Genomic DNA, 16,308 nt, shown 5'->3' with positions numbered 1-16,308 from the left:
AACAGATTATCTGAATTACGACAGCCTTTAGCAAAAAACTGGAAACATGTTATGTTGCTATTAAGAATAGAAATTGATCAATCATTCTGACAATGAAGAAAACCGAGCTGATCCATAATAATCCATTTTCTCCCTTGCTGTTTTGTGATGCAAAGGTTTTGCGTTATCTCAATATTTTGGGCGTTGCGCTGATTGCAGTCAGTTTGCTGTATTTAATGGCTGCGAACTGGTGGATGCTACCGAATCAGGTACAGTTAGCAATTCCAATGCTGGTTTTACTCTGTAGTGCAATAGCCAGCATTTACTTTAATCAGCGGGAATGGATCAGACAGAGTCTGGATACTGTATCTGGCCTGATGCTGGGCTTAAGTCTGGTGGTGATTGGGCAGATCTATCAGACTGGTGCGGATAGTTATCAGTTATTTCTGCTCTGGGCCGTATTGCTGTTGCCGTGGCTATATCGACCAAATATCGGGGTTTTTGCCATGCTTTGTGTGGTCAGTCAGCTTGCATTGTATTTTTACTTTAAGCAAAGTTTCTGGATGATACGGGCAGAAGGGTTGTATTTATTGACTTTGAACCTACTGACAGCCATCAGCTTTGCCTTTGCCATACGTTATTATTCGTTACTGCGATATCTGTTTATTGCATTCATTATCATGATTTCGATCAGCAGTATGATGCAGTTTACCCATCATTTTCAGCTGATCTATCTGGCTTCTTCAGTTGTTCTACCAGCAGGGGCTGCATTTTATTTTTATCGTAAGCATCAGGCACTAGAAACCATTTTACTGATTGCAGGCTTGGCTGCCAGTTTGAGCCTATGGCTGTTTGAACTGGTGGACGATCAGCTTACCAATTCAGCAGCGGGCTTATTTATCTTGGCAATGCTGATCTTTGGCTGGTTTGCGATGATCAGTTTTGCACTAAAGAAAATTTTTCCACAAACCAAATTCTCCGTCATTCCTTTGGCACTTGGTGCCTGGATAGCTGGGATTATTCTGGCAGTCTTGTTGCTGACCTATTGGAAAGCGGTTTCAATTGTTTTAGGTCTCATTTTTATTGGCATCGCTTGGAAATTATTAAGTCAAAAGAATTCCATATTTCTACGTCAGTTTGCCTATTGTCTTTGGGTTTGCGGGCAAGCTGCAGTATTAATTCATACGGAACTGCTCACCGATAGTCTGTTTATAGTGTGGCTGTTGCAATTAATGATGCTGGCTCTGACTGTGATCAAACGGATGCACTGGTTTATTCTGACCTTACAGCTGCTGATTACACATGCTTTAGCAATAGTCGTTCTCGCCTTAGAAAATTCCTTTAAACATGATGATATCGTAATCACGCTTGCCCTAAGCTTGAACTATGTCATTTTTATCGGGCTAATTCTAACCGCTAGATATTGGCAGTCCTCAATTTATCAGAAAAGTATTCTGCTCTGGATCATTGCTATGCTGACAGGTTCAGCCGTGGTTCAATCTGTGACTGGATTAGAGCACTGGCAGGGCATCGGGCAGATCAGCCTTGATCACGTTCTGCTGTTTTATGTTCTTCCGAGCTTATTGTTGCTTGGTTTCATCTGGCAAAACTGGCAGCAATTTTCTGAAAAATTGCTCTGGCTGATTCCTGTATTTGGCATCTTACTCATTCTGTTGGGCTATTTTGAGATTTTTATTATTATGCTGCTTATGGCGTGGGCAGTGGTCTATCAGCAACGACTTATACAGGCACTTACTATTTTATTGCTGATCTTCTGGCTATGGATGCTGTATTACAATCTGGGCTTAAGCTTCCTATTAAAAAGCATCAGTATCTTTGCTTCAGGGATACTGGTCTTGTTGCTGGCCTATATTTTAAAGGGGTCAAAACTACAACATGAGCAAGGAGAGGCAAGATGAAAAAGCTTCTTCCTTTGCATCTGGCTATTTTCAGTATTGCCTTATTTTGTGGATTGATTGCGCAACATGAATGGCATCTTCGAGATAGCCAAAGTATTTATGTGGAGCTGGCACCAGTAGATCCGCGATCAATTCTGCAAGGCGATTATATGGCGCTGAATTATGATCTGCATTTTAGTGCACTAGCAGCGGAGAATAGATCAGAACAATCAGAACCTAAAATCAGTATTCAAGATTTTGAAAACCAGTCCCGTGTACTAAGCTATGTACAGCTTGATGAGCAAAGAAGAGTTGTCAAAACCAGTTTTAATCGAAGTGCGCTGGATCAGCCACGCTCAGCGCGACTAATCCTGAAAAATCCACGGAATACCTTTGAAGGCTTATATCCGGCTGCCAACAGTTTTATGTTCGCTGAGGGACTTGAGCCTTGTTATCGTAATGCTAAATTCGCCGAATTAAAGCTAAAAGAAAATGGAGAAACTTTGTTGGCTGACCTGGTAGATCAAAATCTTAAGTCCTTAAACTGTGAGAACCGAAAAAGCTGGTGGCAGGGGCGTTAGTTTTATTTTAATCAGCCCATAAAAAAGCCCGCGAGAAGCGAGCTTTTGAGAATCTTGTTGAACCAGCTTAGGCAACCTGTACCGGAATGCAATTTGCAGTGTGATTCACAGTGTTATCCGGGTTGGCATAAACCAGACGTGGTTTATGAGCATTGGCTTCGGCTTCAGTGAAATCACCAAATGTTGCGATAATCACAATATCACCAACATCAGCCTGGTGCGCAGCACCACCATTCACAGAAATAATCCCTGAATTATCTTCACCACGAATGGCATAAGTAGTAAAACGCTTACCATTGGTCACGTTCCAAACATGAATTTCTTCGTATTCACGAATGCCAGCTAGATCCATCAAAACGCCATCAATTGCACATGAACCTTCATAGTGTAATTCTGCATGTGTAACAAAAGCGCGATGAATTTTGCATTTTAATAAACGAGATAGCATGGCTAGCGTCCCCTTAGTTGACCTAAGACTTTGATCTTATGGTTGAATCAATTTCTACGACACTGGATAAGTGGGTAGGCTTGCGCATTTTGCGCCTAAATGGCCAGCAAGGCAAGCGGAATTGTCCAGCAATTTATGAATGTTTAGTTCGGTTTATAAGCATTGATTTGATTCATTGCCTGTTGTACTTCACCGTTCACCAGCATTTTGGCGCGAGCAAGTGCATGGGCAATTGCATCGTCCATTAACTCTTGTTCACTGCTTGGTGCTTTACTCAGGACATGACCAGAAACACGGTCTTTAGAACCTGGGTGACCAATACCAATGCGTAGACGATGAAAGTTCGGACCGATATGCGGCACGATATCGCGTAAACCGTTATGTCCACCATGACCACCGCCAGTTTTCAGGCGAATAATGCCTGGATTCATATCCAGTTCATCATGGGCAATCAGGATTGATTCGGGTGCGATATTGTAGAATTTGGCGAAAGGAACAACACTTTTACCGGAAAGGTTCATGAATGTTGTAGGTAGAAGGAGACGGACGTCTTGACCTTCGATATTGCCACGACCGCTGAATCCATTGAATTTAGGGTCTTTTTTAAGGTTAATGCCATATTGATCTGCAAGGCGTTCTACAAACCAGAAGCCTGCATTATGGCGGGTTTGAGCATACTCAGAACCTGGGTTGCCCAAACCAACAATCAGTGAAATATTTGACACTAATCTACACCATTAACACTTATGCGCGTTTAAAGTCAGCGTGCATTGGAGTGTTTTTAGCTGGGTGACGTTGTAACGCTTGGATTTTAACGCTTTCAACTTTACCGTTTACATCAATTTCGATCACTTCTTCGAAGAATGAGTTGCTTTCTAAGAATTTAACAAGCTGACGAAGTTCAAGAGAAACAGCTACAGGAGCAGCTTCGCCACCATAGATGATCGCTGGAACTTTAGCAGCATGACGAAGGCGGCGGCTCGAACCTTTCCCTTGTTGTGCTACTTCACGTGCTTCTGCGTTTAATACGAAGTTTGCCATGATAGACATCCTATTTAAGTTTTAAATGAACCGGACCTGCGACCGATCCGGTGATAGAAAGCCCCGCCAAATGGCAGGGCTTTGGAAATTCAGCGCACTATTATAGATAAGAATCGAACATTGCGCTAATAGATTCTTCGTTGTTGATACGACGAATTGTTTCAGCAACCATGCTTGCAACTGAAACCTGGCGAATCTTGCCAAGAGCTAAAGCTTCTTCTGAAAGAGGGATGGTGTCAGTAACTACCAACTCATCGATCACAGAATTTTTCAGATTTTCAAGTGCCTTACCAGATAATACTGGGTGAGTCGCGTAAGCAACTACTTTGCGGGCACCGAAAGTTTTCAACGCATCAGCAGCTTTACAAAGCGTACCAGCAGTATCCACCATGTCATCAACGATCACACAGTCACGATCTTTCACATCACCAATCAAATGCATCACTTGTGATTCATTCGCTTTTTGACGACGTTTATCGATGATCGCCAGGTCGATATCACCCATCTGTTTCGCAACAGCACGAGCACGAACTACACCACCTACGTCAGGAGAAACAACCATCAGGTTATGATGCTGTTGTTGGCGTAAGTCAGCAAGCAGGGCTGGCGTACCGTAGATGTTGTCTACAGGAATATCGAAGAAACCTTGGATCTGGTCAGCGTGAAGGTCAATCATCACCACACGGTCAATACCTACAGTGGTCAGCATATCTGCAACAACTTTTGCAGTAATCGGCACACGGCTTGAACGGGGACGACGGTCTTGACGGGCATAACCGAAGTAAGGAATCACGGCAGTAATACGACCAGCACTTGCACGGCGTAACGCGTCAGCCATAACCAGGATTTCCATCAGGTTATCGTTGGTCGGTGCACAAGTAGGTTGTACGATGAATACGTCTTTACCACGAACATTTTCAGTGATCTCAACAGCGATTTCGCCATCAGAGAACTGGCCTACAGAGGCAGCGCCTAGAGGAATATGTAAGTGACTTACGACTTTTTGAGCGAATTGTGGATGCGCGGTTCCACTAAAAACGACAAGATTGGGCATGAAGCACCCTTGGCGGTTGGTATGTATGGAAGTAGATGGCAGGGGTAGCTGGATTCGAACCAACGAATGCCGGGATCAAAACCCGGTGCCTTACCACTTGGCGATACCCCTAATGCGGCAGAACTTTAATATTTTTGCGGTATTGTGTCAAGGTAAATTAACAGTCTTACAGCAAATGATGTTCTGTCTTTTTTCGAGAAAATGGCAGGGGCGGCTGGATTCGAACCAACGGATGCCGAGATCAAAACCCGGTGCCTTACCACTTGGCGACGCCCCTAGATTTGATGAACTGTAAGATGGCAGGGGTAGCTGGATTCGAACCAACGGATGCCGGGATCAAAACCCGGTGCCTTACCACTTGGCGATACCCCTAATACAGTACATCTACAGGTGAATAATGGCAGGGGTAGCTGGATTCGAACCAACGGATGCCGAGATCAAAACCCGGTGCCTTACCACTTGGCGATACCCCTATTGAACCTTGAAATGATGTAATGGCGATTCTTGTAGACTGTTCACCAAGTAAGATTTACATGGTGCATTCTCAAGAATGTCGGTCACATTCATATCATCAGTTACTTCGATAAAAACACAAGCACCTGTACCTGTAAGCTTTGCAACACCGAATTGATCGAGATATTGCATTGCCTCATCGACTTCTGGATATAGGCTTCTTGCCACTGGCTCAAAGTTATTTCCGAAATCAGATGGCTTTATCTGATAGGCGCAAAATTTAGAGGGCTTCGTGTCTCTTGTCAACGTTTTTTGTGAAAAAAGCTGTTGAGTGCTGATAAAACAGTCAGGTTTTAACACAATGAACTGTTTTTGATCTAAGTCTATGAATGTTAAGTGTTCACCAATACCTTCAGCCCAAGCATTGCGACCATGAACAAAAATAGGCACATCCGCGCCCAGCTTGACGCCGAGCTCTGCCAGTTGCTCAGAATTTAAGCCACAATGCCATAACTGATTCAGCACAATCAAGGTCGTTGCTGCATTGGATGAGCCACCACCAAGACCTGCACCCATGGGAATATTCTTCTCTAGTCGAATGATCAGACCAGAAGGCGTTTTGGCATAAGGCTGCAAAATCTGCGCTGCACGATAGATGAGATTCTGTTCCAAATCGACTGAGGCTAGACCTTCAATCTGAATCTGCTGATCATCTGTTTGCTCAAACTCTAGCCAGTCACACAAATCTATCAACTGAAAGATACTTTGCAGCTCGTGATAACCATCCGGACGGCGACCGGTGATATGGAGAAACAAATTCAGTTTTGCAGGTGCGGGAACACGAATCATCATAAGCTTGCGTCAGACCAGTTAACGGTTTTGAATCACCATTGTAATACGGTTTTCACCCCCATTCTCAAGTGACTGCTTTAAAATCAAGCGGTTTGGAACAGTTGCCTGCTGGTTATAACTCAGATCTACCGTCCAGCCTTGTTCAATAATCTGGCTGATACGCTGTGAGCTGTCTTTCTGGATCTGGGCAGATTGAGTCGCGGGACGTGCCTGTACCCAATCAACTAAATGACTAATCGGGGCTTGCCAGCCGGTTGCACGTTGCAATAGTTCTTCTGCCGTTGCTGCCTTGATCAGGCCGGTTTTGGCACTATTCAAAGTCACTTGGCCAGGAGTACCTGAAATCTGGGTTTTTCCGGCACCTAAGATACCAGTTAGTTCAATATCAAATTCTTCTTGCTGCTGAACCCAGGTAAAAAAGGCACTGCCGCTTTGCTGAGGTGTACGTACCCCGATTTTACCTTGCAGCTGGAACTGGTTTTCAGCCTGTACCGATGGCGTGACAGGCGCTTTTTGCTGCACCATCTGCTGACAACCACTCATGAATAGGGCAGTAGAAGCAAGGAAACAGCAGCCTAAAGTACTTATGTTGCGCATAAAAGAATGGACTCGTTCAGGATTGTGGTGCTAACAATAGCGAATTAAGTTGGTTTAATTCTGGGTCATTTGGATGGTTTTGTTGTAATTGTTGTAACACTTGATGGAATTGTTGTAGATCACCTTTCATATAAAGCGAACGTGCATAACGGACGCCAATTTTCGCACTTGGATTCAGTTCATAGGCTTTAAGCAAGACTTGGGCAGCCGTAGCAAAGTCATTCTGCAAATAACAGATATAGCCATAGGTATCCAGAATAGAAGCCTGTTCTGGTGCGTATTCCAGTGCCTGTTCAGCATAGCGCCGTGCTTCATCCAGACGGCGATTTTGACGGGCCAGCGTATAGGCATAAGCATTCAGATAGGTTGGACTATTCGGTTCGATTTTAAGCAGGGTTTTTAACAACTGATCCAGTTGATCACGATCTTCATGCGGATCTAACAACAAGACTTGAGCATAGACCAGTTCCGGATCATCCGGCAGGTTTTTGCTGGCTTCTTCCAGAATTCGGATCGCTGCGTTCTTATTATTCATGCGTTTCAAAATATCTGCTTGAGCCAGATACAGGAAACTGGCATGTTGCGGATAATTGACCCGTTCCTGAGTCAGAAAGCGCAGCGCATCATGCAATTTATCCTGCTCGGCAAAGATCGCAATGATATTGCGTCGTGAGACCGTATACAGGCTGCCATCCACCAGGCGGTAATACGCCTTGGCGGTTTCATAATGCTGTTTGCGTTCTGCATTGACCGCCAGATAGTAATAGGCTTCATTCTGGTACTGAGTCGAATAACGGAGCTCAACCAGGTATTTTTCAGCTCGTTCATATTGCTCCAGGTCAATACTGGTCAGACCGGCAATAAACAGTGCTTCTTCGTGTTGTGGTGATTTTTTCAGGATCGCTTCTAGTTTCTGTAAGGCCTTTTCAGCTTCATTTAGCTTGATCAGGTATTTAACCTCAGCCAGACGTATATCCATGTTATTGCGATGTTTGCGACTGGCTTTCTCGTACCATTTCAGCGTTTCCGCATCATCACCCAATGCCGCCAACAGATTGGCTTTCATCAGGATATAACCAGTCGACTTTGGACGTTTTTTTAAGGCGCGATTAATAGTGTTGAGAGCCTGCTCTAACTGACCTTTTTGTGCCTCCAGACCGGCGACCAAAACCAGAATCGAAGGATTGTCTTTGGCTTTGCTAGTACTTAGAGCCTGAATTAAATATTCACGGTCATCCGGCTCATCCGGGGCAATCCCGGCCAGAATTTCTTCCAGATCGGCGTTATCATCAATTTTCAGGATCTTTTCCAGCGTTTCTGCCGCCAGTTCGTACTCATGCGCTTTTAAGGCAATATGCGCCAGATAGAATAATGCCGGCACATCCTGTGGTTCTTGAACGACCCAGTGGGTAGAAATATCCAGCGCTGCATTCAGGTCTTCATGTTCGAGGGCGATATTGAGTGCGCGCTGTTTAACCGCGGTGGAATTGCTTTTAATGGCCAGCACAGTATAGTTGTGTAAAGCGTTTGGAATATCGCGATAGGCGAGTGCGAACTCGGCTATCATACTTTGTTTTATCGCATCATAATTTTGATTTGCATGGTAAACTGCTTCTGCTGCATAAAGATGAGCAGTTGAAGCCATGCTAACCACCAGCAAGAATGTGGTAGAATATTGCTTAATGGTAGGGCCGTTTATACGGCTAGTTGTTAGACGCAATTTTTCTTTATCCAAGTAATGCTTTTTATGACACCGATGTTGCACAATAGCATAAATTTAGTGAAATGATGACCTGATATGTCTTTCTTTGCATTGGGTGTCAACCATCAAACTGCCTCTGTAGAGCTGCGCGAAAAGATTGCTTTTAACCCTGAAAAGTTAAGCATTTTACTTGCCGAGCAAAGCCAGCACCCTGTACTGAATGATATGGTGGTGGTGTCTACATGTAACCGGACCGAAGTTTACGCGATGTCGGACAATGTCGACATGGTGCTAAACTGGCTCGCCCAGACCAATGGTATTGATCCCAAGCAATTACAGAATCATGTTTATCGCTATGAGAATGCGCAAGCCGTCACTCATCTGATGCGTGTCGCCAGTGGTCTCGATTCCCTGATGCTTGGTGAACCGCAGATTCTGGGACAGGTCAAAACTGCACTCTCTCTTGCCAAAGAATCTAAAACCGTTTCGCAAAACCTGAATCGTATCTTTGAATATGCCTTTTATGCGGCCAAGCGTGTGCGCTCGGAAACAGCAGTCGGCAGTCATGCAGTATCGATGGGCTATGCAGTTGCACAATTAGCATTGCAAGTATTTAGCCGGCCTGAGCAGTTAACTGTAATGGTCGTGGCAGCCGGGGAAATGAACAGTCTGGTGGCCAAACATCTGGCAGAAATGGGCGTCAGAAAAATCATTATCTGTAACCGGACTCGTGCTCGTGCAGAGAATCTGGCGCAGGAAATTGCCCACCGTGCAGAAGTCGAGATTATTGATTTTGATCAGTTGGCAGCAAACTTGCATCGTGCAGATGTGATTTCCAGTTGTACCGGTAGTTTGCATCAAGTCATTCACTATCCGGATGTCAAAGCTGCTTTAAAGAAGCGCCGTTACCAGCAAATGCTGTTGGTCGATCTGGCTGTACCGCGTGATATTGATCCAAAAGTTGAAAAGCTGGATGGAGTTTATCTCTATGGCGTGGACGATCTGCAAAGCGTGATTGATGAAAACCTGGCGCAGCGTCGTCAGGCAGCGGTCGAAGCGGAAGTGATGGTCAATCAACTGGCGACTGAGTTGATCACCCAGCAGAAGGTGAGTGAGGCGGGTAGTACGATTCATGCTTACCGGGATTATGGGGAAAGCTTACGTCAGGAAGAACTGGCAACTGCTATGCAACGTATTGCCAAAGGTGAAAGTGCTGAAACAGTATTGGCCGAATTTTCGCATCGTTTGACCCAAAAACTTCTGCATCCGACCTCAATCATGCTGCGTGAAGCTGCCAAAGCTGAAGATCCAAGCTATTTTGAAATGCTACAGAACAGTTTGCAGGACGTGGTTCAGCATCGCCGTAAGGTTAAACATTAAGATGATGTCGGGATAACTTTCCGATATTTAAAAGGCGTTTAAAATAAACGCCTTTTTTATTTTCATGATTTTTAATCTTCGAGTAAGGTCATGGAACGTTTTTTATCAATTTCATAAATCCGCATCTTGAGATTTTTCATCTCCGCGATGCTACTAAACTTTTTCGATTTTAATTTGTGTTGTAGACACTGATATTGCAGCTTGATCGAGAAGTCTGCCGCCAGTTTGTCTGCCTGCTCAGGAGAAGAGGTGTAATCACTGACATTGGCATGTTGCAGGATATGCTGTAACTCATGATGATGTGCAGCACAGGCACCGAGTACATAATAGGTCGACAATTCCGGATCATCCGGCAATTCATCAAAAATCACATTAAATATATTCAGGATCTTGAATAGCAATTGATCTTCACTGACCAGTGCGCGTAATGGTTCAAAATGAATATACAGATATGGATGATTCAACAGAATCGCAATGACATACTCTTCGGCATCAATTTTGGTGCTAAAGCTTAGAGAGGCGTCATTATTGACTTTGGGTTGCCATTTGCGGCTAAAACCGAGTTTTTCCCGAAAGAACTGCTGTAGCAGATAACGGAATGAGCCAGCTTTGGGCAATAATTCGGTTAGCTGACGTAGCTCTCCCATCACCTGACTTTTACCTTCAGGCGTTGCAATGTCGTGATTCTGGGTGAGATGAGCAAAGACAAAGTCAGAGAGCAACGGTGCCTGATCCAGCAGACGGCGGAAATTTTCAATGCCTTCACGACGAATCAGGGAGTCTGGGTCATGGTCATTCGGCAGGACAAAGAATTTGAGCTCACGCCCATCGTTCAGTAAGGGTAGAGCAATTTCCAGAGTACGGCGTGCCGCTTTTTGTCCAGCCGCATCACCATCAAAGGCAATGGTAATCCGGTTATTCTGCTTGAACAGAATATTTAGGTGATCAGTATTACTGGCCGTTCCCAAAGTAGCTACTGCACCATGAATGCCATATTGCTGCAAGGCAATGACATCCATATAGCCTTCCACCATCAGCCAGTCTTGAGCTTTCTGCTTGCGACCTTCATACAGCCCATACAATAACTGGTTTTTATGGAAAACTTCTGAATCGGGCGAGTTGATGTATTTCGGTTTGATTTCGTCATTCAGTGCACGACCACCAAAACCGACCACACGGCCTTTACTATCACGAATCGGGAAAATGACACGGTCACGGAGCAGGTCAAAATCCCGACCACTATCGCTAGTACGAATCAGACCTAAAAGTTTGAGACCTTCAATATCCTGCGGGAAGGCTTTTTCCAGATGCTGCCAGTCTTCCGGTGCATAACCGAGTCGCCAGTAGGCAATCGTTTCTGCGGTCAGACCACGCTGTTTAAAATATTGCTGGGCACTTGGACTGTTGGGTAGTTGACGCTCATAAAACTGCGCGATATTTTCCAGCAAGTCGTATAAGTTGCCATCTGCTTGTGCTTCTGCTGCAGGCATCTGCTCAAAAGCAGCAAAAGGGTCATCTGTATAAAATTCAGCTTCAGGTGTCTGAATTTCAGCAAATGGATCAAAATAAGCAGACTGTTCAGGCGTCGGATTTGTAGATGTATCCGCAGTTTTTGCTGGTGATGCTGCAACCGGTTTTGGTTTAGCTTCGCGTTTGTATTTTAAGCGGTTGGAATCTTTATTGTCTTTAGGCAGTTCAATTCCGGTCTGGCTGGACAGATCTTTCATCACTTCAATGAAATTGCGGCTGCCAATATCCATTAAAAAGCGAATGGCATTACCATTAGCCTGACAGCCAAAGCAGTGGAAATACTGCTTGTCACGGTAGACGTGAAAAGAAGGCGATTTTTCCTGATGGAAAGGGCAACAGCCCGAATAAGTACGGCCAGTTTTTTTTAGTTTCACGTATTGACCAATCACATCGACAATATCGGTGCGATCGAGAATCTGATCAATCGTATGCTGAGGAATGGCCATGGTTTGCTAAGCTTCTCGTGCTGCGTTATTTAGGTGTTAAATCATTGAAAATTAAGAGTAGGATGATTCATCCAACGCTATAAATGAATTAATTGGTATAACCTGTTTGCACAATTTGTTCAAGCATTGCTCAGAAAATGCAAAAGGGCAAGTATGATAACTTGCCCTTGAGGAAATTGCACCTTCGAGAGTCGGCTTATTCAGCAATCGGTTCAGGTAGCTCAGTTTCATTAGTTTTAGGACGATCGAGTAAACCAAACGTCATGCGATTGGTCAGACTGCGTTTTTCTGACTGGTCTTCAGATGATTGGCTAGACGTATCGGTCACGGTTTTGGCTTCTTTACCGAAAATACCCAAAGTCGCACGGTTGAAGAAACTGCCTTCACTACGTGCTGCACGCAGGTTCACAGTACCATCAGCATTCACCAGACCTGGATAGTTCAGTTTCAGTACTTCGATATATTGCTGTGCTGTGGCTTTATCACCTAGTTTGTCATAGCCGTAAGCAACGGTTGCCAGCGCTTCTGGAATCTGTGGCGTTTGTGGATAGTGTTCAATTACCCATAAACCACGTTCAACAGCAGCCAGATATGCTTTACGCTTGATATTGAAACGGGCCGCATTCATTTCGCTTTCTGCCAGTTCCTGACCGATAAACTTCATACGTTGTGCAGCGTCTACTGCATAGGTGCTTGATGGATAGCGGCGAATGAAATCGACAAAATTCTGGTAAGCTACTTTCAGGTAGCTCACATCACGGTGTGACTGTTTTAGTGAGGTATAACGTAGCAGGCCATTATAGTTCTGCTCCATATTCGCTACGCCACGGACATAGTAAGCATAGTCGACATTTGGATGTTGCGGATTCAGACGGATAAAGCGTTCTGCCAGTGCAACAGCACCTTCATAATCTTTTTGCTGGAATTTGACATACAGCAGTTCCAGTTGCGCCTGCGGTGCATACTGGCTGGTTGGGTAATAGGTTTCCAGTGCTTCGAGCTGTTTTGCTGCATCAGTATATTGTTTGCGATCTAGCGCGTTCTGTGCTTTCTGGATATAAACCTGTTCGCTAGATTCTGGACCTTTGTCCACGACTTCTTTTTTTGGATTACTGCTACAGCCTACCATTGCCGATGCAATGCCTAACGTCATAGCAAGCATTGTCATTTTATAATGTGGTAGCGACATAAAAATTCCTCTGTTAATACGGGCAATGAGCTACAATTGCACTATTAAACCACTTTTGTCTGAATGAGCAAATGAGTCAAGCACAATCTTCCAATTCTAATATCCCTGATACTGATTTCAATTTACTTGAAGATTCTGAGGATGCAGATAACCATACTTCAGACGCAACTGCAACACGTTTATCGTTGCAATTTCAATTGGATGAAAGTTATATCGGGCAACGTATCGACCAGATTGCGGCCATGGTCTGGAGCGATTTTTCTCGAGAAAAGCTCAAACAATGGATCAAAGACGGCAATTTATTAGTGAATGGTCAACCAGTTAAGCCAAAATTTAAAAGTGACGGTTTTGAAACCCTGACTTTAAACGTTGAACTGGAGGCACAAACCCGTAGTCTGCCTGAAGATATTCCACTGGATATCGTCTATGAAGATGATGACATCATTGTCATTAACAAACCAGTGGGCATGGTGGTGCATCCGGGTGCAGGCAATATGACTGGTACACTGGTCAATGCTTTGCTGCATCACTATCCGAAATCTTCTGAACTGGCGCGTGCAGGTTTAGTACACCGGATTGATAAAGACACCAGTGGTCTATTGGTTGTTGCTAAAAATCTGGAAGCACAGTTTGCGCTTAGCAAGCAGCTTGAGAAAAAGACCGTCTACCGTGTGTATGACCTGATTGTGTATGGCAACATCATTGCCGGCGGTACCATTGATGAACCGATTAAACGCCATCCGGTTGATCGTGTGAAAATGGCAGTCCTGCCAGGCGGTAAGGAAGCGGTGACGCATTACAATGTGAAAGAGCGCTTCCAGCATTTCACCCGTATTCAGGCACGTCTGGAAACCGGCCGTACGCACCAGATTCGTGTGCATTTTAGTTACCTGGGCTATGGTCTGGTGGGTGATCAGGTCTATATGCCACGTGTGCGTATGCCAGCCGGTGCTTCGCAATTGCTAGATGACACCTTGCGTGGTTTTAAACGTCAGGCATTGCATGCAGCGACTCTAGGCCTGAAACATCCACGTACCAAAGAAGAAATGACCTTTAATGCGCCGTGGCCAGAAGACTTCGCCAATCTGGTTGAAGTGCTGCGTAGCGAAAACAAGGCCTATTAATTTTTCATTCTATTAGCAGTCATTAAAAAAAGGGAAGCGACATGCAATTTGTACAAGGTTTGCCTCAAGGTGTTTATGTAGGTCAGACCCGTGTTTATCATGAACAGGTACAGCCATCAGCCCAGCCAGAGCTAGCGGGCTTTAACCTGGCTTTGCATGTCAATGATGATGCTGCGCGTGTACAGAAGCATCGCATTCAGCTGTTGAAAGATTTCCAGCCTTTTGGCGTGGACAAAATTACCTGGATGACACAGACGCATAGCACCATTTGTCATACTATCAATGAGCAGATGCCTTTTAAGGCATTGGTCGGTGATGGTCTGGTGACACAGCGCAAAGCTCATGCCTTAATGATGATGACGGCAGACTGCTTGCCGGTAGTGCTGGGTAATGCTGAAGGTACTGAAGTGGCCAATCTGCATGCTGGCTGGCGTGGGCTGGCAGGCGGTATCGTTGAAAATACCATTGCCGCGATGCAGACCCAGCCAACCTGGGCGTGGCTTGGTGCAGCGATCAGCCAGCCGTGTTTTGAAATTGGCGCAGAAGTAAAAGAAGCTTTCTGTTCTAAATATCCTGAACTGGACAGTGCATTTCAGGCAGGGGAACAGGCCGGGAAATACTATGCGGATCTGTATGCAATTGCGCGTTACATCTTACAGCAGCAGGGTGTTGAGACTGTTTTAGGTGGCGATCAGTGTTCATATCGTCAGGCGGATGAATACTTTTCCTATCGCCGTGAAGCCAAAACCGGACGCATGGCAACATTCGTGTTTATGGCATGAAAATGTTAAACTTGATTGAAATTCTTGGTTTTTGATTGTTATGTCCCTATCTTCCCAATCTGTTGCGATTGTTTATCACAGTCCTTATGGACACACGGCTAAAGTGGCAAACTTCATTGCCGAAGGCGCACAAAAAACTGGTGTCCAGGTGCATATGATGAATGTGGAACAGGTGGATTGGGAGGTGCTGGACGCTGCCGATGCGATTGTATTTGGCTGTCCGACCTATATGGGTAGTCTAACCTCTGCCATGAAGTTGTTTATGGAGCAGTCGTCCAAGCGCTGGCTGGCACGTAGCTGGCAAGGCAAGCTGGCAGCAGCCTTTACCAATGGTGGTGGCTTAAGTGGGGACAAGCTGGCTGTCTTGCAGCAGATTAATCTGTTTGCGATGCAACATGGCATGTTGTGGTCAGGTCTACCGTTAATGCCGACAGGTCGTGCCACTACCGATCTGAATCGTATGTCGAGCTTTCTGGGTCTCATGACCCAATCTGATAATGCGCCTGTTGAAGTGACACCACCGGAAGGGGATTTACAAACCGCGATCTGGTTTGGTGAATATATTGCCTTGACACTGGCCCGTCTGAATCTGAAAGCCTAATTCGATCCATAAAAAAAACCTCCATCAATTGGAGGTTTTTTTATTGCTGGCATTATTTATGGAAAATACGCGCTTTATCACGTTGCCAGTCACGGTCTTTTTCAGATGCACGTTTATCATGTAACTGTTTACCTTTTACCAACGCAATTTCCAGCTTGGCATGTGGGCCTTTCCAGTAACAGGCCAGTGGTACACAGGAATAACCTTTCTGGTTGATCGCGCCCATGAGTTTTTCAATTTCACGGCGTTTCAGCAGCAGTTTACGGGTACGCGTCGCTTCAGGGACAACATGGGTAGATGCACTCAGTAAAGGCTGAATCTGTGCGCCGAACAGGAAGGCTTCACCATTTTTAAAGGTGATATAGCTCTCCACAATACTCATACGACCGGCACGCAGGGATTTTACTTCCCAGCCTTGCAAGGAAAGTCCAGCTTCAAATTTTTCTTCAATAAAATAATCGTGACGGGCACGTTTGTTCAGAGCAATCGTTCCGCCGTTATTTTTTTTAACTACAGTTGCTTTCGCCATAATCAGACACTTCCAAAGTTGTAGCTATTGTACCGTAACTTTTATTGAGTTGAAGTGTTTAAATTGATGGAGTTTCTTCACTAAAAAATGAAGATTTTGTTAAAATGGAAACTTACACAATA

General features: G+C 44.8%; 16 protein-coding genes and 4 tRNA genes. 6 read left to right on the top strand and 14 right to left on the bottom strand.

Annotated elements, in window-relative coordinates; translation table 11 throughout:
- The first annotated feature begins 92 nt into the window (after positions 1-92).
- Both FTU00_RS03650 and FTU00_RS03645 read left to right on the top strand, forming a co-directional pair.
- Positions 93-1,898 (top strand): DUF2157 domain-containing protein, encoded by a 1,806-nt coding sequence (locus tag FTU00_RS03650; RefSeq protein WP_180179107.1) that lies wholly within the window; start codon positions 93-95, stop codon positions 1,896-1,898.
- The gene (locus FTU00_RS03645) at positions 1,895-2,458 is read left to right on the top strand and encodes a GDYXXLXY domain-containing protein (protein WP_180179106.1); all 564 of its coding nucleotides are present in this window, start codon (positions 1,895-1,897) and stop codon (positions 2,456-2,458) included. The genes FTU00_RS03650 and FTU00_RS03645 overlap by 4 nt, the downstream gene beginning before the upstream one ends.
- A gap of 67 nt (positions 2,459-2,525) precedes the next feature.
- Here FTU00_RS03645 and panD read toward each other — a convergent pair whose 3' ends face one another.
- The 11 genes from panD to FTU00_RS03590 form a co-directional block, all read right to left on the bottom strand.
- Positions 2,526-2,906 (bottom strand): aspartate 1-decarboxylase, encoded by a 381-nt coding sequence (panD, locus tag FTU00_RS03640; RefSeq protein ID WP_004784844.1) that lies wholly within the window; start codon positions 2,904-2,906, stop codon positions 2,526-2,528.
- Between the two features lie 143 nt (positions 2,907-3,049).
- Positions 3,050-3,631: an aminoacyl-tRNA hydrolase gene (gene pth / locus FTU00_RS03635; RefSeq protein WP_180129867.1), complete on the bottom strand. Its 582-nt coding sequence runs from the start codon at positions 3,629-3,631 to the stop codon at positions 3,050-3,052.
- A 19-nt stretch (positions 3,632-3,650) separates the two neighbouring features.
- On the bottom strand, positions 3,651-3,947 hold the full coding sequence (gene rplY, locus FTU00_RS03630) for a 50S ribosomal protein L25 (protein ID WP_004784841.1): 297 nt from the start codon (positions 3,945-3,947) through the stop codon (positions 3,651-3,653).
- A gap of 100 nt (positions 3,948-4,047) precedes the next feature.
- Complete coding sequence (locus tag FTU00_RS03625) at positions 4,048-5,001, bottom strand: ribose-phosphate pyrophosphokinase (RefSeq protein ID WP_004784839.1); 954 nt, start codon at positions 4,999-5,001, stop codon at positions 4,048-4,050.
- Between the two features lie 36 nt (positions 5,002-5,037).
- Positions 5,038-5,112 (bottom strand) — tRNA-Gln (locus FTU00_RS03620).
- 91 nt (positions 5,113-5,203) lie between these two features.
- Positions 5,204-5,278: transfer RNA gene (locus FTU00_RS03615), tRNA-Gln, on the bottom strand.
- A 20-nt stretch (positions 5,279-5,298) separates the two neighbouring features.
- A tRNA-Gln gene (locus FTU00_RS03610) sits at positions 5,299-5,373 on the bottom strand.
- A gap of 26 nt (positions 5,374-5,399) precedes the next feature.
- Positions 5,400-5,474 (bottom strand) — tRNA-Gln (locus tag FTU00_RS03605).
- Entirely contained in the window at positions 5,473-6,303 is an 831-nt protein-coding gene (gene ispE / locus FTU00_RS03600; RefSeq protein WP_159123460.1) for a 4-(cytidine 5'-diphospho)-2-C-methyl-D-erythritol kinase, read from the bottom strand. Before ispE ends, FTU00_RS03605 begins: the two co-directional genes overlap by 2 nt.
- A 21-nt stretch (positions 6,304-6,324) precedes the next feature.
- Positions 6,325-6,903, bottom strand: coding sequence for a lipoprotein insertase outer membrane protein LolB (gene lolB / locus FTU00_RS03595; protein WP_159123461.1), 579 nt, complete (start codon positions 6,901-6,903; stop codon positions 6,325-6,327).
- 16 nt (positions 6,904-6,919) lie between these two features.
- Positions 6,920-8,623: a tetratricopeptide repeat protein gene (locus FTU00_RS03590; RefSeq protein WP_180179105.1), complete on the bottom strand. Its 1,704-nt coding sequence runs from the start codon at positions 8,621-8,623 to the stop codon at positions 6,920-6,922.
- A gap of 78 nt (positions 8,624-8,701) precedes the next feature.
- On the opposite strand from FTU00_RS03590, the gene hemA reads away from it, so the two are divergent.
- Positions 8,702-9,985 (top strand): glutamyl-tRNA reductase, encoded by a 1,284-nt coding sequence (gene hemA, locus FTU00_RS03585; RefSeq protein ID WP_159123463.1) that lies wholly within the window; start codon positions 8,702-8,704, stop codon positions 9,983-9,985.
- A gap of 71 nt (positions 9,986-10,056) precedes the next feature.
- On the opposite strand, the gene FTU00_RS03580 is transcribed toward hemA, so the two are convergent.
- Together FTU00_RS03580 and FTU00_RS03575 are read right to left on the bottom strand one after the other, a co-directional pair.
- Complete coding sequence (locus FTU00_RS03580) at positions 10,057-11,961, bottom strand: DNA primase (RefSeq protein WP_180179104.1); 1,905 nt, start codon at positions 11,959-11,961, stop codon at positions 10,057-10,059.
- Positions 11,962-12,157: 196 nt separating this feature from the next.
- Positions 12,158-13,150: an outer membrane protein assembly factor BamD gene (locus FTU00_RS03575; protein WP_180016906.1), complete on the bottom strand. Its 993-nt coding sequence runs from the start codon at positions 13,148-13,150 to the stop codon at positions 12,158-12,160.
- A 71-nt stretch (positions 13,151-13,221) separates the two neighbouring features.
- On the opposite strand from FTU00_RS03575, the gene rluD reads away from it, so the two are divergent.
- Genes rluD through FTU00_RS03560 form a run of 3 tightly spaced genes read left to right on the top strand, consistent with a single transcriptional unit; the run spans position 13,222 to position 15,657 of the window.
- The gene (gene rluD / locus FTU00_RS03570) at positions 13,222-14,274 is read left to right on the top strand and encodes a 23S rRNA pseudouridine(1911/1915/1917) synthase RluD (protein ID WP_004784827.1); all 1,053 of its coding nucleotides are present in this window, start codon (positions 13,222-13,224) and stop codon (positions 14,272-14,274) included.
- Positions 14,275-14,315: 41 nt separating this feature from the next.
- Entirely contained in the window at positions 14,316-15,056 is a 741-nt protein-coding gene (gene pgeF / locus FTU00_RS03565) for a peptidoglycan editing factor PgeF (protein WP_180012739.1), read from the top strand.
- A 40-nt stretch (positions 15,057-15,096) separates the two neighbouring features.
- Entirely contained in the window at positions 15,097-15,657 is a 561-nt protein-coding gene (locus tag FTU00_RS03560) for a flavodoxin family protein (RefSeq protein ID WP_159123468.1), read from the top strand.
- Positions 15,658-15,709: 52 nt separating this feature from the next.
- Here the strand turns inward: FTU00_RS03560 and smpB are convergent, their stop codons facing one another.
- Positions 15,710-16,186, bottom strand: a complete 477-nt coding sequence (gene smpB / locus FTU00_RS03555; protein WP_004784822.1) for an SsrA-binding protein SmpB — start codon at positions 16,184-16,186, stop codon at positions 15,710-15,712.
- Positions 16,187-16,308 lie beyond the last annotated feature (122 nt).

This window comes from Acinetobacter sp. YH12041, from assembly GCF_013419975.1.
Taxonomy (GTDB): Bacteria; Pseudomonadota; Gammaproteobacteria; order Pseudomonadales; family Moraxellaceae; genus Acinetobacter.
The sequence above is the reverse complement of the archived record's forward strand: the minus strand, read 5'-3'. Positions and strand labels throughout refer to the sequence as shown.